The organism is Calothrix sp. NIES-3974, assembly GCF_002368395.1.
Classification (GTDB): Bacteria; Cyanobacteriota; Cyanobacteriia; order Cyanobacteriales; family Nostocaceae; genus NIES-3974.
This window is the reverse complement of sequence record NZ_AP018254.1, coordinates 17,968-37,787: the sequence shown is the minus strand read 5'-3', so window position 1 is coordinate 37,787 and position 19,820 is coordinate 17,968. Positions and strand designations below refer to the sequence as shown.

Below are 19,820 nucleotides of genomic sequence, written 5' to 3'. Positions count from 1 at the left end.
CTTAGGTTTCCCTGAGTTTGAGAGCATTCACTTGTCAAATTTCTCTAACAAGGCTCAATTTACTTAAGTCCGTAGCGTCTACCATTCCGCCACACCCCCAAACTAAGTTGGGATTTTACTGTTTTCTAATTTGGGGTGAAAATTACCCCCTATCTATTTGAGCATCAATTACGTATTTTGTCCAACATTTTTTCAAAAATTTTTTTTTCCCCAATTTTCGCGCTCTCTCCCTGGGAAAATTGGGAGTAGGGAGTGGTGAGTCGGTAGTAGGAAAATTTACTTTCAGAAGTTCTGGTGCATGTAATACGTAGCCTATTCCCTGTTCTCTGTTCCCTAATCCCTCTATCTACAGCTACGATGATATGCAATCGGTACTACTTCCCTGAATACGGTGTTCAGCCTATGATGGGAATTGAGCCAATACATTTTGTTGTTTTGTTGAGAGAAGAAACAATGCCTGACATGACAAAGCTTGACCTCACAAAGCTGGATGCGACGATGATTGTTCCCTTGTTGTACTTGGGGTTAGCGGGAGCATATTTACTAGTGATGCCAATTTTGGTAATTAACTACTTGAATCTTCGCTGGTACTCAGCAAGTTCGGTAGAGCGGTTATTTATGTACTTTTTAGTCTTTTTCTTTTTCCCTGGTTTATTGGTTTTATCGCCAATCATCAATTTTCGCCCCCGCAGAAGACGCATTGAAGCTTAAACTAGTCTAAGTTCACATTACACAGTTATTTATCACTTCCATGCGACGCATCGACGCACTCCTGATTGTCTTTGGCGTTTTTGCCGCCGGAGGGCTAATATATATTATCTTCCAAGGAGTTGGTTTTGATAGCCAGCAAGCTGGTATTTGGAGTCAGTTTTTGCTGGTTCTCGGTTTAATTGGTTGGTTGTTGACCTACGTTTTGCGAGCAGTGGGGAATAAAATGACCTACCATGAACAACGTCAACGCTATGAAGAGGAATTTTTAACTAAGCAGCTGGAGCAAATGTCTCCGGAGGAAATTGCACGACTGCAAGCGGAGATTGAAGCAGAAAATAATTAAGGCGATAGGAATTGGGAATCGGAGGACAAAGGAAGGCATTAATTGTGAGATGATGATGTATTACTATTGCCGCAAAATCTAAAATCTGAGATTCAAAACCCGCATGAGTGCGATTTCTAAATGTTTTCAATCCTTAGCACAAAAGCAAGAATGTGCCCTAATTCCCTTTATTACAGCAGGTGATCCAGATTTGGAAACCACCGCTACTGCTCTAAAGGTACTTGATCAAAATGGGGCCGATCTAATTGAATTGGGAATTCCCTATTCTGACCCGCTTGCGGATGGCCCCGTGATTCAAGCTGCGGCCACTCGTGCTTTACAACGGGGTGTCACCCTTGATCGGGTTTTGGAAATGCTCGCAGCAACAATTCCTTCCCTGAATGCTCCGATAATTGCCTTTTCCTATTACAACCCAATTCTCAATCGCGGAATTGAAAAGTTTTTATCCCAACTAGCTCAATCTGGGGTGTCCGGTTTAATTGTCCCTGATCTACCCCTGGAAGAAGCCCATAGCGTCCTAGAGCCCGCGATCGCATGTGGTATCGATCTCACTCTTCTTGTCGCTCCCACTAGCTCCCCGGAACGAATTGCCGCCATTGCCCAAGCATCCTCCGGCTTTATTTATCTTGTCAGCGTTACAGGTGTAACGGGAATGCGATCGCAAACGGAAACACGAGTATCTGATTTAATTAAACAAATTCGTAATCATACTGATAAGCCCATCGGTGTGGGTTTCGGTGTTTCCAACCCAGAACAAGCCCGACAATTACGTGATTGGGGGGCGGATGGGGTAATCGTCGGTAGTGCCATTGTCAATCGATTAGCAACCACCGAACCTAGCGCCGGATTAGCTGCCATTGGCGAGTTCTGCCGCTCCCTCAAATACGCGATTGCCAACGTTAACTAACTCCCGATTTCCAGTTACAAAATATTGCAATTGGACTCCAGCCTCGTATCCGGGTGATAATGCTTAGTTTTACCCGCAAATCCTCGGAAGAAAGATAAAAAAAAGTATAAATACTGCAATATTTCTCACCTTTCTAGGTAGACATTTTCACAGATATCGTCTTGAATATATAAAGCGCAAATCCATTTCGCTCGAATGGCAAATTATCTATGTAAAGTAATATAACTAAATAACTCTAAGGCGATATTAATTATGAGTGTGAGAGTGTGGCAAATATTATTGGAGTATGGAGCGCAAATCCTAGTTGGAGGTAAGGGCGATGAGTGAGAGCATGGCGTTTATCGGTGGAGTTGCAGTGGCTGGATTGGCTGCATTACTGCTGCTAAAGGGTACGAATAATCCGGTTCCAACGGGTTTTATGCCACAAATCCAGACACCCGTAGTCACCCAACCCTATTTGAATCAACCTGCACCCTATGGAATGGGACAACCGGTACCAAATCCGGGTGTACTCCCTCCAGGTAGTGACCAATTGCGAGTTGATAACGAACGGATGAAAATGCAACTTGAGACATTCCAAAGAGAAAACGAACGTCTCAAGACAGAAAATCAACAATTGCAATTTCAGTTACAGGCTTTCAACAATCAGCAACAACTGAGCGCAATTCAAAATCAGAATCAGCAGCAAGCAGCTCAGTTGCAACAGAACCAACCTTGGTGGTCTTCGGGAATTGTTTGGGGTGTCGGTGGAATTGCTTTAACGGTCAGTGGTGGAATCGTGGCTGCTGGTGTTTCTGCGTTGTTTTCCCAGAAGTCATCCCGTCCAGTACGTACAGTCCAGGTAATCCATCCATACAATGGTCCCAGTTCACCCCTAGTGCCAACAACTCGACGTTCGGAATTTCTCCCTCCCCGCAATGAGGCTCGACGGATTGAAACTCCTGAGTATGATGATACCTATTAAGGGTTAACAGAACGCGAAAGTCCATGCATAAACGCGAAGCAAGGTAGGGATGAATCGCGGGTTGCGACGATTGCATACCTGACTAAAATCAACCGTGAAGTTGATAAAGACCCTAGAAACCAATACGCTTGGTATTAAAGATAACCGTAGGTTGGGTTGAGGTTTTGCATAGACTGTTGATTTTGTGGAAATTTACCCATAAGTTCACACAGTTTTTGTGATGATCTCGTCCCGATGCTCCGCATGGGGACGTATTCCACGAGGGCTACTGCCTCAAATCAGGAAGCAGAGTTTCCCTATATGTATCAACAGCCGCAGTATTGGAACAAGTTTGTGGTCACGGTTTGTGCATGAATTTGCCACCCCAAAAAAGGCACAAGGTACACAGCCTCGGCTCTGCCTCTACATTCTTCAACCTAACCTACCCAATAATCAGGCTTTGAAGTCTAACTGAACTGTATTGCCCTAGAAACAGAGTATTTCTTTGTTTTTAGGGTTACTTATTGCTCCAAAATATTACCTAATATTAGGAGCGCTTGTTCCTATCTATTTCTGGGATGCTTTTGCGTTACATCCTACGTATAAAAAATTTCTTCAGATTTTGTTAAGAATACTAGTTTTCAGTCTCAGAGAGCGAATTTTGTCTGTTTTGTAGTAACCGAGAATTTATGTTTACGTACAGTTTCTAAATTGTCCACAATATCTCTCACGAAAGAAAAATGTGTTAAAAATAACTGTTTGTCATGTGTAGGGTAATTAGCTACTGATAATACTTGGCTATGTATAATGCTTTTTTATACTTTTACCCTAGTCAATATCTTTGCAATTAGGTTTATTTTTCAGTAAATTATATAAATTTTGATGAAAAAATAGTATTTTTTTTACAAGCTCTAAATGAAATTTTTCTCAAGTTATCATGTAGAAAACACGAACTTGTTGAGTATAAAAAGACATGAATACTCTCCTGTTTGCATTTCTAGCAAATCTGGGTAATATTACTTAAGTGTTGCCCACTTGAATAGAAGCGCCAAGCTAAGTAGATTATCATCGGATAACTATATGGCGATGATAGTCTGTTTAGGAATTAATCAAGCGTAAGATTAAGTGACCTAGAATTAAAATCAGATTCCGAACTAGGACTAAAGGTACAGCCGTCAACAAGTTGATATGTCGGTTAGGTAATTCCTAATAAAGATGCACTCGGAGCACAATAGAGTTCAGTGGTTTATGAATTAACTTCGTAAATTTAGATTTGTGTGGTTCGCTAGTGTTTTCAGATGGATATGAAACCAGGAAAAATAAACTTTCCATAGGTGTTTTTTGACTTGTTTGGTATCAGACATTTAATAAAAATGTAGATAAGGCAGAGGTCTTTGTTGAGAGCTTTGTTGTTGATTTTTGTTGAGAAATACAGAAGTCAAAATCGGGCTGTCAATGGGTTGTCGTCGGCAATTTTTATCATAAAACTACTCAGTTTAATGAATTAACGCAATTTTGATGTAAGTTGGCGGAAATCAACCTAATTATCTAAAAAGCTTGGGTAAATTAGCTGGACATGCTGACTCCTACTATCTAGTAGGGGTGGGCTTATTAGGTATTTTCAACTCAAAGTAATCTGATTCAAAATCAAAATATTCAGTACTGATCGACCTATCTGGGTGATAGTGATTTGAATCATAGACAAAAAAGTTTATTTAACTAAATATTTGAATTTGTAGGTGTGCAAATAGTTAATTAGTTTGATAATATGCTCTAACCAGAGAAAATAAGATGAATAACCAGGAAATATGCAAATTATTCAACTTTAAATACTTTGATTACATCAGTGAATAGATTTTTCCTTAACGGGAACATTTTCGCCTCGTTAGGCGTGATTGAAAATGATTTTAAAACTCTGTTATTTATTGATGCCAGGGATATGACATCTATTTTGTTACGATTGAGGTCTAAAAACCTCTTGTATCCATTTTCTTTTTTAACTGTTTTAACGTCCATAATTTTACCTAGTAGTGCCCAGACGGATATTCGTAATATAGGTAGAATCGGCGCAGATAACTTACCACCGGGTCCCCAAGGAAGAGTTGTGGATTCAAACCCCACCAGCGTCAGTGCTGGACAGGCAGAACTACAGGTAATTAAAACAGGGGATCGGGCAGCAGCTGAACCGGGGGATACGGTTATTTATCAGATATCTGTCCGTAATACGGGTCAGGTGACAGCAAGGAATGTTCAAGTTACAGACCGTTTGCCAAGGGGATTGAACTTGATTGAGCGATCGCTGCGGGGAAGGATTGGTGATCGCAGTGTGGCGGTGAGTTTGAATCGCTCGGGGGATGGGCGATTGGTGACAATTACGACACCAGAGGAATTGCCAGCTAATCAGACCTTGGTGATTAATTACGGGGTAGAGGTGACACCGGATGCGATTCGAGGAACAGGAAGAAATCTAGCCCAAGCGCGAGCGGGGGATTTGACTAGTAATCAAGCAAGCCATTTAGTACGGATTCGCAGGGGAATTGTCTCCGATTGCGGCACATTGATTGGACGGGTATTTGTAGATAAAAATTTTGACGGTGAACAGCAACGGAATGAACCAGGTGTTCCCAATGCAGTCATCTATATGGATGATGGCAATCGGATTGTCACCGATGCCAATGGGATGTTCTCCTTGGCAAATGTGGTATCTGGGTATCGTTCAGCCACCTTGGACTTGAGCAGTCTACCTGGTTATGGGTTAGCACCGAATAAATATTTTATTGAAAGAAATAGCCAGTCAAGAATGGTGCGAATTGCACCAGGAAGTATGGTCAGGGTAAATTTTGCGGTTACGCCAGCGTTTTCAGAGGATAAGCGATGAAAACAACACAATTAAGAACGAGATTATTGAAAAAGTTAAGTATCAGCTTGTTAAATCAAGGCTTTACAAAAAAAGATATTTCCCCAGCTATGGTCAAGTTGCTAATTAGTTGCTGTCATTCTGGGGGATTATTGTCAACCGTGATGGCGATCGCGTTGCCATCGATGATTGGGTTGAGGTTGTTATCAGCTGATAAAGCCATTGCTGCTACTTTTTCCTTGGTGACACCGGGAAGGGATGATTCCCAATTATTAGCCCAAATTGGCGATGGATTACCAGGGGAAACTTCTCCTACGCCAGTAATTCCTTCTTCTAGGGAAAATAGGGACAATCCGGAAAATCCCAGCAATTCCCTTGGGGAGAAAACCCTGAAGTTAGATATTGCTCCAGTGGGAGACCCCCGCGTTCAAGCCGATGGTCGGTCGCGAATTCAACTGCGGGGGGAAATCACTGACCAACAGGGAAACCCAATTAACAAAGATGTGGTGGTGACACTGACAACCAGTGCGGGAAAATTCATCGGTGCAGACCAGAACCGGGATCAACCGGGATTTCAAGTGATTGCCCGTGATGGGGAATTTTTGGTGACTCTGCAAGCAGATACCCAACCCCAACAGGTGCGTATCCGAGCGGCGGTAGATCGAGTTCGCAATCAGGCCACATCCCCCCTGCGTCCGGGTATCGGTACTAATGAACCCTTCCCCCAACAAACGGACACATCCCTGATGGAAAAACTCACTGGTGACAATCCGATTGAAGCCTATACCCAGGTGGAATTTGTCACCAATTTGCGTCCTTCCCTAGCCACGGGGATAATCAATTTGCGAATTGGTGCGGGGGGGACAGATTATTACGGCAGTTTCCGGGATTTCCTCAATCCAGACAAAATCAACGATGGGACAACGGTGGATTTGAAAGCATCCGTTTTTGCCACGGGGACGGTGGGTGAATGGTTATTCACCGGTGCATTCAACAGCTATCGACCCTTGAATCAGGATTGTGAAGGGCGAAATCGTCTGTTTGGCACACTACAGTTTTGTGAACAACAGTACCCGGTGTATGGGGATAGTTCTACCTTTACCCAGACAACACCCTCCATTGATAGTTTCTATGCCAGATTGGAGCGGACACCGAAAATTCCCGGAGCGGACCCGGATTATATTATGTGGGGGGATTTTAATACCCAGGAATTTTCCCGACCATCCCAGTTATTTTCCGGGACATCACGGCAATTGCATGGACTGAAGTTGAATTACAACCTAGGAGCATTGCAATTTACCGGGATGTATGCCAACAACATTGAAGGGTTTGAAAGGGATACCTTTGTGCCCAATGGTACAAGCGGTAATTATTTCCTTTCCAAACGGTTGTTAGTACCTGGTAGCGAAACTGTATATTTGGAAACTGAAGAAATTAACCGACCGGGTACAGTAATTGAACGGATACCACTGTACCGCGATCGCGATTACGAAATTGATTATGACCGGGGGACGCTGCTCTTTCGCCGTCCGACTCAAGCCACTGAACTAAATCCCTTTGGTAAAACCTTGGTGCGACGGATTGTGGTGACTTACCAAAATGAAGGGGGGGGAGATGGACAGTTGTATGCCGGGAGATTGCAATATAATATCTCTCCTAGGATAGATGCCCAATCGTTTGTTGCGGGTAGTTATTTGCAGGAAAATCGAGGTGATCGGGAATTCCAGTTGTATGGTGCAGACTTTTTGCTTTCACTAGGCAACAACGCCAAAATTACCGGAGAATTTGCCCGTTCCCGCAACGAATTAGAAACGGGACAAACGGTAGATGGAAATGCCTACCGTTTAGAAGCGATCGCTCGATTTAACGATAATTTATTTGCCGAAGGCTACTATCGCGCCGTAGAGCCAAATTTCGCCAACAATGCCACCTATAGTTTTGCCCCCGGACAAACCCGGTATGGTGCATCCTTAGCAGCCCGTCTCACCCAGACTACCACATTTAATCTTGGCTACGACCAGGAAGAAAACTACGGTACAGCCCCCAGCAGGGTAGTGGACTTCGTTGACCTGTTTGACCCCCGTCCCCAAGCTCGTCCTGGGGAAGCAGTGAACAACAGGTTGCGAACATTTCGGGTGGGGGTATTGCAAAAATTAGGCCCAGGAGACAGGTCACCGGAAGTCGGTTTAGAGTACGTCAACCGCAGTCGGGAAGACAGGGTTAACGATACTTTCAGTGGTGATGCGAGTCAATTGGTGTCACGGTTACGGGTACCAGTGACAGAATCCCTATTGTTTCAAGCCCAAAATGAATTAAACCTGGGAGGTCGAGACCCCCTGTATCCCAACCGCACCACCTTCGGCTTAGATTGGCGAGCCTATCCTGGGGTGACGTTTCGATTGGCACACCAATTCTTCGATGACAGTGAACTGATTCGCGGTAATTCAATTACAACTTTGGATACTCTGATTGACCATCGTTTCAGTGAAAATACAGCTTTAACCGGACGTTATTCCGTTCTGTCGGCATACAACGGACTGCAAGGACAGGGAGCAGTCGGACTGAATCATAAATGGGCGATCGCTCCCGGTTTGCGGGTGAATGTGGGTTATGAATATGTATTCCGCAACCTGTTCAATGCCACTGCGGCAGGTCCTCGATTTGAACAATACTATGCCGTCGGTCAAACCGCATCCTCTCTGGGACTATTTTCTGGCTCTGTGTACAGTCTGGGGTTGGAGTATACCGATAATCCTAACTTCCAAGCCAGTGCCAGATTTGAATACCGGGATGGAGACGAAGGGGATAATCTGGTGGTGAGTGCAGCTGCTGCGGGGAAACTATCGCCTGCTTTAACAGCTTTGGTGCGCTATCAACAAGCAGGTGGAGCGAATGTGTTTTTACCGACGAATGCAGGGATTGATGTGGCAGGAGTGCGGTTCCAGGAATTGGGTGACACCACTAACTTGAAGGTGGGATTAGCCTATCGAGACCCGACCAACGATAAATTTAATGCCCTGTTGAAATACGAATATCGACAAAACTTTGATTTGACCCCCGAAAGTCAGTTTACAGGTAGCACCTCCACGGGTAATGTCTTCTCCCTAGAAGGGATTTATGCTCCGAATTGGCGCTGGGAATTTTACGGTAAGTATGCACTGCGTAACGGGGTGACTTTCTTCGGTGGCGATCGCTTTGATGGTACTGTGAATTTAGCCCAATTGCGGGCCAGTTACAAGTTGGGATACCGCAACGATTTGGCGGTGGAAGGTCGCTGGATTGGTCAAACTTCTAACAACAGTGGCAATTATGATGAATATGGGATTGCAGTGGAAACCGGGTATTATTTGACTCCTGACTTACGGGTAGGAGTGGGGTACGCCTTTGGTAGTGTGGATGACCGGGATTTCAATGGCTTTCGCTCCCAGGGTGGCCTGTATATGAATATCAGCTTGAAGTTGAACGAATTGCTGGGTGGATTCGGCTTACAAAGACCCGTACCCAGGCAACAACAAGAGTCGGTAGTTCAACCCGTGAGTCAAGTTGAATCCAACACTTCAGAGTCATTTAAGGATGGAGCAATTCAGGGGAATCTCGGTAGTGAAGCGAGTAATAATGAAAACCATTCATTGATGAATTTACCGAAGCAAAATCCCCCCCAAACAGAGAATACATCAACCGGATTACAACCGGAATCCCATCGTCCTGCTCCAGTGGTTAATCAAGACATATCCCCATCCGCTCCAGAATCGCAACGTGAATTAATCAACCGTTTGCGGGGAGATAATTTCCAGGCTGTTCCCGGTGGTGAAGTAACAACAGAAAAATTGTCAAGTCCCCCAGGAGATAATTTGGCAGATAATTTACAAACATTGCCAGAAAAGAGCCAAATAAATTCCCAACAGGAATTAATTAAACGGTTGCGTCAACAGCAAGTTGAGGCAAAAACCACCGCTAAAGAGGAGTGAGGAGTCGAGATTAATATGTCTAAATTGAATGTGGGATGGTTGTCAAAGTGGAAATTTCTGGAGGGAGGCTTTAGGCAAAATCAAGCAAAATTAGCCAAAAAATCACTCCTGTTGCCCATTTATTTGTTGCCAATCAGTGGTATATTCGCAGCTAATTCTGGGGTTAATGCCCAGACAGCGCCAGCTATCCGGGTAATTGTCAACTCTAACCAGGATGGGGAGGTGACAGCAGATGAAAAAATCACCCTGCGAGAAGCGATTGAGTTGGTGAATGGGACATTAAAAGCAGAGCAACTTAGTCCCCAGGAACAAGCGCAAGTCCAACCCCTGACGGGAACAGGAAGTCGAATCGAGTTTAATTTGCCCAGTGGGGAGACAACTATCCAACTGCAAAAGATTTTGCCCGATTTGGTGGCCACCGGGTTAACAATTGATGGGACAACCCAACCCGGATACGACCCGAATACATCTGCAACTGCGGAGATTTTTATTCCCGTTCCAGTGGTGACAATTACCCCAAAACCAGGGACTGAGATATTTCGTGGTTTGACGGTGACAGCCGATGGCATTACCATTCGGGGTTTGAATTTATACGGCTTTAATGCCAGTGCTATTAGACAGCAACTGGGTAACTTATTAATTTATGATGGGATTCCTAAACCCGTCACCCTGACCACACCACCGGGGGATATTGTGGTTGCTCATCGTCTACCACCCCCAGATATTAGTCGTCAACGACCCCCCAGTAGTAATTCACCCTTCCGCGATCGCGATGTTCCCCCCCAAAATGTGGTAATTGAAAACAACTGGTTGGGGTTGACCAGGGAGCAAAAAATGCCGATGGCGAACTCGGCTTTTGGTGTTTATGTATTTAATTCCCGGGGAACCACTATTCGTCGCAACCGGATTGATTTTCAGGAAGCTAGTGGGATAATTACCTCCGTGCGGGCAGAAAATACCAATATTAGTCAAAATATCCTCATTGGGAACGGTATGGCGGGAATGCCAGATGCTGTAAGGTTAGAGGGGATTGTCAATAATTCCCAACTGACGGGGAATTTAATTTGTGCCAACGATGGAGCGGGGGTGTTTTTATTTAAACCTGAAGGTCGGGTGAGATTAGAAAATAATAAAATTACCTATAACGGTCGCAGGTTACGTAGAGCAGCCGTGTATGTGATGGGTAGCAACCATGAAATTATCGGCAATGAAATCGATAATCAGACTGGTCCCGGTGTGGTGGTATCCGCCTTTCCAGAACATAACCGGGGTAAAAGCAACTCAGCCATCGGTAACATCATCCGCAACAATAGATTTGCCATGCTGGAAGGGTTAAGTATCGATTTAAACACCTTCCGTCACTTGGATGTACGGGACTTCCAGAAAGGGGATGGTCCTAACCCCCGACGGGATTCAGGTAATCGCCGTCTAGATACGGGAAATGGGGCAGTCAATGCACCTGTATTTACCAGTCGTCGATTGATACCGAAAGGCGGAAGCGTCACCATCGCCGGAAAAGCCGACCCAGGGGCAGAAATAGCCATTTATCGCTTAGGAGACTATCAACGGGGTCGAGACGCGATTTACGACTACGGCTATGGAGCCTTGAGTGAACCTTTGACCGTAATTACCGCCGACACAGATGGTAAATTTAGCACTACATTGAATAACCTCAACCGAGGAGATGTGGTGAGCGCGATCGCCACCGACCCCAAATATGGAACATCAGAACCAGCCGTCGCCGCCATCGTCGGTGCAGAGGGAATTCCCAACGTCAAACCCGATTCCCGTCCCCAACCGATTCAACCACCCCAGTGTGTCACTCCCCCCGCACCACCACCGCCACCGGAACCCCCCGCACCGCCACCACCACCGGAAACAATTCGACTGCGCGTTCCCAACAACATTCACTTCGCCTTTGACCGCTCCTTTATTAGCGATCGCAGCGCTCAAGTATTGAACCAGATAGCCGCAGTATTACGCCAGTATCCCACCATTGTGATTGAAATCCAAGGGCACGCCGACCCACGGGGAACAGATGCGTATAACTTGGCACTAGGAAGAAGAAGGGCCCTAGCCGCCCGTAATTATTTATTACGGCAAGGAATAGCACCGGAAAGGATGACGATTCGCTCATTTGGAGAACGGGTGCGTAGAAATCCTGGGACTACAGGTGTTCTCAACTATGCCCGCGATCGCCGAGTAGAAATCATCTTTAGGGATATCCGCGGGGTGGAAATCATCATCGAAAGTCAGGAATCAGACCTACAACTTGAAGGGGACCCCTTGAAACGTTAAGCCGATGCCATCAATTTTAGTGTTCAGATCAAGATAGCTGAACCACAATCGGTTATTTCATGCCGATAAACCGATAAAAAAATGTTTGCAACACCTATGAGACGTAGCATGGCTACGTCTCTACAAACCGTTAAATCCAAAATCTAAAATCCATGAAATTCCTATTAAAACGACTATATTCCCCCTCTGGATGGAAACGAAAATCCGCCCCAGTTCCTAACTATGTAAATTTACTATGGCGGTACACTTTAACCGGATTAATCTGGACATTACCATCCCTATCCCTAATTAGTTTGACAAATAGGAATAGTGCGATCGCTCAAACAACACCTCCCTCCTGTCCCGTCGGAACCCAACCCAGCAGAATCAACCTCATACCCGGAAACTTTGAAGAAACCAACGGTCGCACCTTCACCACAGAAGGAGGAGAAGTTAGCGCCACATTCCGCTTCCGGGAAACTCTTCCCGGTCGAGTCATCGATCGACAAGAAAGCCGTATTACCCCTGGTGTGTATGGGGGATTACCTGGTCCCAACCTCTTTTGGAATATTGGTCCCGAAAAAACCCCCGCACCAGTAGGGGAAAGCGCAACCCTCACCATTGAATTCAACCAATCCGTCACCCTTGCTTCTCCCCTCCTCATCCTCGATATTGACCGGGATGGTGAAAGGGATGTGGGTTTCACCTATCAAGACCGCGTTACCATCACCGCAACCAATAACGGTTCCCCTGTCAACGTCACCCTCCGTTCCCTGGGAACAACCACTAGAATTGAAGGTAATCGAGCTGTTGGTATCAACGAGAACTCATTTCCTGACCGTCCCGATGGGAATATTTCCGTCACCCCAGCAGGACCAGTTTCCCAAATACAAATTCTCTATGAACCAGGAACGGAATACGGACCACCTCTACAGGACGAAAGTATTGGTTTACAACCTATTAGTGTGTGTATTCCCAGTCCCAGGGGAGCAATCGGTGATACGGTGTATAATGACCTAGATGGGGATGGAACCCAAGATGCCAACGAACCCGGTTTACCTGGAGTCACCGTTAGATTGATTGGTGCAGGGGAGGATAACGTATTTGGCACTGATGACGATATTCAACTCACTACCACCACCGACGAAAACGGTAAATATCAATTTCGGGACTTACTAGCAGGTCAATATCGCGTTAGCGTTCCCAACCCTCCCAATAGATTTTCCCCCACCCAAGCCTTCAACGAAGTTCTCAATCTTGCTCCCGGTCAAATTTTTAACGACGCAGACTTTGGTTTTCGTCGTACCGTCGTTGAAGCAGAAGAAACACCCAACATCCGTGTGATTAAACGTATTACCAATGCCCTTCGCAATGGACAACCCTTACCAGTAGGCAATTTTAACAGCTTTAATCCAGATGGAAGCAGCGACAACGATGACCAGTTACCCGGTCAAGAACGATTCGTCGGTGTTCCTCGAATTGAAACCCCGCTACAAAGTGGTGACGAAATAGAATATACAATTTACTTCCTCTCCGAAGGTGGTGCAGCTTTGCAAAATACCCGCTTTTGTGACCCCATACCAACGGGTACAACCTTCATTAACAACAGTATTACCGTGAGCGGTGCAGGTAGTGATGCTCAACCCCCTCGGTACTTTACACCCCTAGCTCCCCTCGATGGTTTTGCGGATATCTGTGGTGCTAATAACACCAATGGGGCTGTAGTTACTAATCTGGGTACAATTTCCCCCAATAGCTTTGGTTTCGTCCGCTTCCGGGTAAGGATTAACTGACGCAAACGGTAGAGACGACCCGATAAACAGTAGAGACGACCCGACGGGTCGTCTCTACTATCTACAAAATCCAAAATGGAATTATTTTTTCTCCGTAATTGTAATTGTGTAGGGAAGATAATTATCCTTTTTATAGGAACCGACCCAAATCTGATAGGTTCCTTGTAACCATTCACCGACAATTCCTGGATTTTTGCCTTCAAAATCATCATTGCACCAGCTACCACCAGGACCACGCACAATTAAGGCTGTATCTTGAGGACTTTGAACCTGCAACTTCAGGTAATCAAACTTGCTGGTCAAGTTTAGTGTATGTCCTGGCTTTTCATCAAAATAACCAGTGCAAGGACCTGTGGGGGTATCTGCACGTCCTGCGATTCGCTCTCCGGGAATCGAACCTCCACTCATCCCCCTCACCGTTAAAGGGTCGGGTGAAAATTTGTTACCTATAGTAATATCGCCAAATATGGGTGGGGTGGACTGGTCAGCTTTGGCTGTTTCAATGATTGTTAGTAGGCAAATAGAACTCAATATTAAGCAAAATATGTTGATTTTTGGTTTGAACACAGTAACTAGCATTTAATTTCGTAATTTCATTTCATTAGTATATTTTTTCAGTGTGGTATATGACACTAATTTAACAACATAAGTTCCCGCTTTGGTAGTAATTGCTGATAAATCTTGCGGGAAAAGAGGAAGTGGGTATAGACACCACATGTCGCGTCTGTAGGGTGAGTAGGAATTAACTATTTAGATGCTTCTGTCGAAAAGTTTGGGTATAAAGGGCTAAAGTGCTACTACGTACCTTTCTTGACTCATCAAAATTAAGGGGACAGACCACTAAACATAGGGAATTATGGCAAAAAACTATTTGGAAAAAAATAATTAAAAAATAAAAAGCCGACACCTGGTAAAGGCAGTCGGTTGTTTTGTGTGTTCCCTATTAATGACTCGGCTAGAGTTCAGTTACCTTTTATTATTTCTTTTTTATCCAGAGTGGGAAAGGATATAAATCATGGCATCCTGTGATTGTCATCACACCCTAATTAGCACAAAAAGTGATTGCCTACACGACTTGAAAAGTAAACTTAAAACTAGCCCAGCAATTGACATCCCAAGCGTAGTGGTCAGATGCGATCGCATATTTTTGGGATGTGGTAGCGCTAGCGTCGTGGATATCTTGCAGTAAAGCGCGGGAAATTTCCACAGGTTTATTTAAAGTCAAGACAACTGGGGATTTGCGGGGGGAGTAATTTTCGTTACCTAGTGCGGCTAAGGTATGTTTCCAAGGTTGGGTACTAACCAAAAGTTGCAATTCCCAAACAGCTGTCAGTCCTTGCAAAGTCCATTCAAATCCGGGTGGGGTTTTCGGGATAATATCGGTTTGGTTGGGTGCAATGGTAATATCTTGCAGTTGGGATTGGGAGGTTGGGGAATCGACGGATATTTGCCAAGGAAATAGGGCGATCGCATCTTTATTGCTATTTAAGCCCACCAACATCACATAAACCGGTTGGGAATTGCTGTTTTCAATCCGTATTTGAATCCGACTACCTACTGGTATGGTGGGAAGATTACTCACGGAGGATTTAATTGCTGATTCAAAAACTGGAGATGAGTTATTATGCTTGGTTTCTGTTTGAGTTTGTCTTTGTAATGCAGCACGGGGAGCAACGCTATTAGTCACTTCCAATGTTGCTTTAATACTTAATCGGGATGAGGTTTCGTTTTCCGTCTGATTCCATATCTTGGCTGCGGTTAAAGCCTTTAATTTGGGTTCTAAGCGTTTTGTGGCTATTTTCACCGCTTCTCCCACCTCTCCCATTGTATTGGGAACTGGTTCCCCGTCAACTGAAAATAACCCATATTGACTCTTTGCACCACTTCCCTGTTCCAACTTGCCAAATACCCAATCGGCTGGTTGTTCTCCCGTCACCACCGCACTCACACGGGGAATACTCGCAATCCCACTCGTTGCATCCACCCGTTCAATCCGTTCCAACTGGGAATTGAGAGCTACTACCAAATTAATATCACGGGGAATAGTGCGGATAAATTCCTGTACAATTGTACCTAAACCCGGTACTTTCACCTTTTCCTGATTGACATTTTGCACTTTGGCAATTAATCCACTACGCGATCGCACCTGCAATAGTTCACCCTGACCCCCACCTGCAACCCGCAACAAAGATGATACACCATACAAACCTATTACTTGCGGGGGTAATCCACCTAACCAAACCAAACAGGTTTTTCCGTCCTCCTCAATCCCATTGATTACCCCTTCTCCTATCGGGGAAATGTTTGTCAACACCGGTTCCGCAAATACAGCAGCCAATTTCACTTTTTTGCCATCATCTGCCATTGGTTCTTGACCCAACCCCAAACTGGATAGGCTAATACTGACTTCCCGTAAACATCTCTGTACGGTAACTGCTGGATCATGACTCCAAAAATACTGGGTAAAGGCATAGGTGAAGGCTCCAGCTGTTAATCCCGGCAAATCAACTTCCCTAACCGCAGTATTCCTATCATCACTCGCCCTCAGCGTAATTACTGATGTATCTCGGAGAACTTGATTCTTCAAACTTTTGTGGAGTGCCAACTCATCATCAGTGACGTTAATACCGGGACGAGATGGAACAGAGCGACTCAAGAAACCACCAGCAGGATGACTTTCTATTCCGTGGTAGCCGGTATCAAATATAGCCAAGCCCTGGACTCGCAGCGATCGCAGCAATAATAAAACCGTATCTTCCAGTAAATAATTGCTAACCTTCCCATCTCCATCGCCATCAATCGGAATCAAGGCATTCTCCGCAGTTTCTAACACACCACCGGATTTCACTTGAGTCCCATAGCCACTAAAGTGGAAAATCACCCCATCCCCCGGTTTGACCAAATTAGGCAAATATTCCTGCAATGCGGCTTCAATTCCTGTCCGCGTCGCATTGGAATTAACAATTTCCAGAATATTTTCCCGTTCAAATCCGAAGCGATTAACTAACAATTCACGCTGCAAACTCACATCGGCAACACAACCCCGCAGGGGAGGCAAAAATTTATAGTCATTAATACCTACTAACACCGCAAACTTTCGCGGATTTGATTGCGCCAAAGCCGACAGGGAACGCTGATTTCCCCATAGCCAAGTCGCATCTGAGACTCCTAGAACCGTCAGGATGGAACCAACACTTCGTATAAATGTCCGTCGCTGCATCATTTTCACCCCCCTCTTTCCAGATATCAGATTAAAGGGCTGAAATCCATTGTGTAAAGTCACTACCGATACGCTTCTTGCCTGGCTGAGTAAATCAAATTATTCGATTATCGGGGTTTTTGGTGATCAATTGCAATCCATAATCGAAAATTTTCGATTTTATTCAGGAGATGGGAGGGAGTCGGGGGAGGAGGTATCAATTTGTATTCTGTCTCCTGACGACCGTCTCCTATCTCCAACCTTCAATCCCTAACCATGCATAGCTCTTGCCAACTCAGCTGCAACTTCCGGACGGGAAAATTCTGGGGGTGGTAATTCTCCTCGGCGTAACATTTCTCGTACTTTTGTACCAGACAGATGCACCCGCTCTTCTGGTGTACTAGGACTGGTTTTTGTCGTTGCCATCTGTTTAGTACGCAAACAATAAAAGGCATGTTCAAACATCATCGGGATAATACCCAACTCACCGGGTGCAAATTCATCAAAGATATATTGAGCGTCGTAGGTTCCGTAATAATCGCCTACACCCGCATGGTCGCGTCCAACGATAAAATGGGTACAACCGTAATTTTTGCGTACCAATGCATGGAAAATGGCTTCCCTCGGACCAGCGTATCGCATGGCGGCTGGGTTAATCGCTAAAATGACTCGGTTTTGGGGATAGTAATTGTCGAGCAAAATTTCATAGCAACGCATCCGCACATCTGCGGGGATATCATCTTCTTTTGTTGCACCGACCAATGGATGTAAAAATAGGCCATCAACAGTTTCCAAGGCGCATTTTTGGATATACTCATGGGCGCGGTGGATGGGATTACGGGTTTGGAAACCCACAATTGTCCGCCAACCCTTTTCTTGGAACATCCGTCGTGATTCGGCAGGGTCTATTTGGTATTTAGGAAACAATGGATGGGGATGACGTTGCAATAACCAAACATCTCCTGCTAAATTTACTGAACCTTGATTGTAGACAACTTTAACACCAGGGTGTTTTTCCTCATCTGTCCGGTAAACATTGATGGCTTCCCGTTGCTTATCATAGGTATATTTTTCTGTCAGCAATAACAAACCAATATATTCCCCCTGGGGATTATCCAGACGAACATAACCACCTTCCTGTAGGGATGCTGCGATTTCTTCCGTAACGGATAAGGTGATAGGAATCGACCAAGGAGTGCCATCTGCTAATCGCATCTCGGCTACAACCCGATTGTAGTCAGCTTGATTCATAAAACCCGTTAGTGGACTGAAACCACCAATGGCAATCATTTCCAAATCAGAAACTGTCCGTTCATCCAATTGAACGCGGGGGAGAAATTCGGCTTTAGAAAGAAATTCTTCGCGTTGTTCGGGGGTGGCAATGCGATTAATTAACTGTCCACCGTGGGGTGCAATGCCCTGTTTGTTGTAACTCAAGGTAATCCTTCTCGCGTTTTCACTGCAATAATTTCCATTTATAAATAAACTTATCAAAATGTTGATACCGAAAGAAAATTTATTTTCGGAAAGTCGGGAGTAGCCTACATGTACTACGTACACCAGAACCCATGAAAATATACCATTTCACAAACCCTTGCTTCCCCGACTTCCTGTACAGACGACCGTCGGGTCGTTCTACTCCCTGACGACAATCGGTGTTCCTACCTTTGCCCAGCTAAATAACCACCTTGCTTGCTGGGGTCTGAGGTTAATGCAACCATGACTGACGGGTGTACCAAAACGATTATGCCAGTATGCTCCGTGAATTGCATAACCGTGATGGTAATACATGGTATAGGGTACGTCGGGAATATCGTAGCCAGTTCCCCGCATTCGTGTCACCCGTAGTTTGGTTTGGACTGCAAATACTCCTGTGGGAGTAGGTGTGCTGGGTTTACCTGTAGAAACCCTGACTCCGTAAATGGGTTGATTTCCTTCCCAAGCGATTAGACGCTGCTGTTTTAAGCGAATTTCAATCCAACGTTGATTGGATTGTTTGAGGTTTCTCATGGTTTGGGTGATGGTTGGGGAGGATTTGGTGGATTGAGCGAAAACTCTCGTGTCCGTTTGTGACCGGGTATTCCCTGGGTAGGGGAGAGAAAATCCATTGAATACCGATACGGATAATATGAATGCGATCGCAATTCGATTAATCCTTCTCCATCCCCCACCGTCGTTTTGCTGGCGATCGCTGTGAGTTTGCATCCCGTGGGTTTTAATCATAATTTCACCCCTGTATAACTTTTTATACTCCAAACGGTGAGGTATTGGACTTGCTAATATTGCCAAAACACCCTTGGGTCGAGTTACATTGCTAATCGCTAGTTCATAACCCCTAACCGCTTATCGTCAAGTTTTTTACTTGAGTATTTTCCAATAATATTTATTCCGGTCAATGTTTCTTCCGTTTGTTTTAGCTATAGGTAGCTTTCCTACGCTTAACTACACTGTCAAGTAAGGCTATTCCTTTTATTCCTCCCCAAATCTAGTGACATCGGAATTTACAGAATTACACACTTGCATAAATTTTCCCGACACTGATGTGGACTATACCAACTCGTATTGCTACGCGATGATGAGTGTGCTGTGCCTTACTTTTAAATTTTGTCCCATGTTATCCGTAAACACTTACCCAACTATGAATTTTTAACTAGAGCAGTTTAAAAAGTGTCACTCATTGAAATCCACAATTAAAGATACAAGAGATATTCTGTATAAGTGCAAGGAGTGATACCACTTCACCATATGTTTGTCACAGGTTATTGTCGGAACTCCCTTCATTTATAGGGTGTTGCGACTTCCGAATGTTGCAGCAAGCAAGT

The 19,820-nt window shown here is 44.8% G+C and carries 12 protein-coding genes; 8 read left to right on the top strand and 4 right to left on the bottom strand.

Annotation, left to right across the window (positions count from 1 at the left end; all coding sequences use genetic code 11):
• Positions 1–498 precede the first annotated feature (498 nt).
• The 8 genes from ndhL (at position 499) to CDC37_RS00100 (ending at position 13,799) form a co-directional block, all read left to right on the top strand.
• The gene (ndhL, locus tag CDC37_RS00135; RefSeq protein ID WP_096625751.1) at positions 499–711 is read left to right on the top strand and encodes an NAD(P)H-quinone oxidoreductase subunit L; all 213 of its coding nucleotides are present in this window, start codon (positions 499–501) and stop codon (positions 709–711) included.
• A 40-nt stretch (positions 712–751) separates the two neighbouring features.
• Positions 752–1,054, top strand: coding sequence for a DUF3007 family protein (locus CDC37_RS00130; RefSeq protein ID WP_096619839.1), 303 nt, complete (start codon positions 752–754; stop codon positions 1,052–1,054).
• Between the two features lie 103 nt (positions 1,055–1,157).
• A complete protein-coding gene (gene trpA, locus CDC37_RS00125) occupies positions 1,158–1,961 on the top strand; it encodes a tryptophan synthase subunit alpha (RefSeq protein WP_096619837.1) in 804 nt (267 codons plus the stop codon).
• A 319-nt stretch (positions 1,962–2,280) separates the two neighbouring features.
• On the top strand, positions 2,281–2,925 hold the full coding sequence (locus tag CDC37_RS00120) for a heterocyst differentiation related protein (RefSeq protein ID WP_096619835.1): 645 nt from the start codon (positions 2,281–2,283) through the stop codon (positions 2,923–2,925).
• Positions 2,926–4,843: 1,918 nt separating this feature from the next.
• The gene (locus tag CDC37_RS00115) at positions 4,844–5,782 is read left to right on the top strand and encodes a DUF7507 domain-containing protein (RefSeq protein ID WP_096625749.1); all 939 of its coding nucleotides are present in this window, start codon (positions 4,844–4,846) and stop codon (positions 5,780–5,782) included.
• The gene (locus tag CDC37_RS00110; RefSeq protein WP_231943165.1) at positions 5,779–9,729 is read left to right on the top strand and encodes a hypothetical protein; all 3,951 of its coding nucleotides are present in this window, start codon (positions 5,779–5,781) and stop codon (positions 9,727–9,729) included. The genes CDC37_RS00115 and CDC37_RS00110 overlap by 4 nt, the downstream gene beginning before the upstream one ends.
• Positions 9,730–9,744: 15 nt before the next feature.
• The gene (locus CDC37_RS00105; protein ID WP_096619833.1) at positions 9,745–12,027 is read left to right on the top strand and encodes an OmpA family protein; all 2,283 of its coding nucleotides are present in this window, start codon (positions 9,745–9,747) and stop codon (positions 12,025–12,027) included.
• A gap of 152 nt (positions 12,028–12,179) precedes the next feature.
• Complete coding sequence (locus tag CDC37_RS00100) at positions 12,180–13,799, top strand: SdrD B-like domain-containing protein (RefSeq protein ID WP_096619831.1); 1,620 nt, start codon at positions 12,180–12,182, stop codon at positions 13,797–13,799.
• An 81-nt stretch (positions 13,800–13,880) separates the two neighbouring features.
• Here CDC37_RS00100 and CDC37_RS00095 read toward each other — a convergent pair whose 3' ends face one another.
• The 4 genes from CDC37_RS00095 to CDC37_RS00080 all read right to left on the bottom strand — a co-directional run bounded on the left by CDC37_RS00095 (position 13,881) and on the right by CDC37_RS00080 (position 19,221).
• The gene (locus CDC37_RS00095; RefSeq protein ID WP_442861056.1) at positions 13,881–14,330 is read right to left on the bottom strand and encodes a hypothetical protein; all 450 of its coding nucleotides are present in this window, start codon (positions 14,328–14,330) and stop codon (positions 13,881–13,883) included.
• Positions 14,331–14,865: 535 nt separating this feature from the next.
• Complete coding sequence (locus CDC37_RS00090; protein ID WP_096619827.1) at positions 14,866–17,022, bottom strand: caspase family protein; 2,157 nt, start codon at positions 17,020–17,022, stop codon at positions 14,866–14,868.
• A 246-nt stretch (positions 17,023–17,268) separates the two neighbouring features.
• Positions 17,269–18,435, bottom strand: coding sequence for a sulfate adenylyltransferase (gene sat / locus CDC37_RS00085; protein ID WP_096619825.1), 1,167 nt, complete (start codon positions 18,433–18,435; stop codon positions 17,269–17,271).
• A gap of 198 nt (positions 18,436–18,633) precedes the next feature.
• The gene (locus CDC37_RS00080; protein ID WP_231943164.1) at positions 18,634–19,221 is read right to left on the bottom strand and encodes a L,D-transpeptidase; all 588 of its coding nucleotides are present in this window, start codon (positions 19,219–19,221) and stop codon (positions 18,634–18,636) included.
• Between the last annotated feature and the right edge of the window lie 599 nt (positions 19,222–19,820).

What these genes read in the sequence shown, in the direction of transcription:
- ndhL (WP_096625751.1), top strand. Translation starts at nt 499, where the DNA reads ATGATTGTTCCCTTGTTGTACTTGGGGTTAGCGGGAGCATATTTACTA.
- CDC37_RS00130 (WP_096619839.1), top strand. Translation starts at nt 752, where the DNA reads ATGCGACGCATCGACGCACTCCTGATTGTCTTTGGCGTTTTTGCCGCC.
- trpA (WP_096619837.1), top strand. Translation starts at nt 1,158, where the DNA reads ATGAGTGCGATTTCTAAATGTTTTCAATCCTTAGCACAAAAGCAAGAA.
- CDC37_RS00120 (WP_096619835.1), top strand. Translation starts at nt 2,281, where the DNA reads ATGAGTGAGAGCATGGCGTTTATCGGTGGAGTTGCAGTGGCTGGATTG.
- CDC37_RS00115 (WP_096625749.1), top strand. Translation starts at nt 4,844, where the DNA reads ATGACATCTATTTTGTTACGATTGAGGTCTAAAAACCTCTTGTATCCA.
- CDC37_RS00110 (WP_231943165.1), top strand. Translation starts at nt 5,779, where the DNA reads ATGAAAACAACACAATTAAGAACGAGATTATTGAAAAAGTTAAGTATC.
- CDC37_RS00105 (WP_096619833.1), top strand. Translation starts at nt 9,745, where the DNA reads ATGTCTAAATTGAATGTGGGATGGTTGTCAAAGTGGAAATTTCTGGAG.
- CDC37_RS00100 (WP_096619831.1), top strand. Translation starts at nt 12,180, where the DNA reads ATGAAATTCCTATTAAAACGACTATATTCCCCCTCTGGATGGAAACGA.
- CDC37_RS00090 (WP_096619827.1), bottom strand. Translation starts at nt 17,022, where the DNA reads ATGATGCAGCGACGGACATTTATACGAAGTGTTGGTTCCATCCTGACG.
- CDC37_RS00080 (WP_231943164.1), bottom strand. Translation starts at nt 19,221, where the DNA reads ATGATTAAAACCCACGGGATGCAAACTCACAGCGATCGCCAGCAAAAC.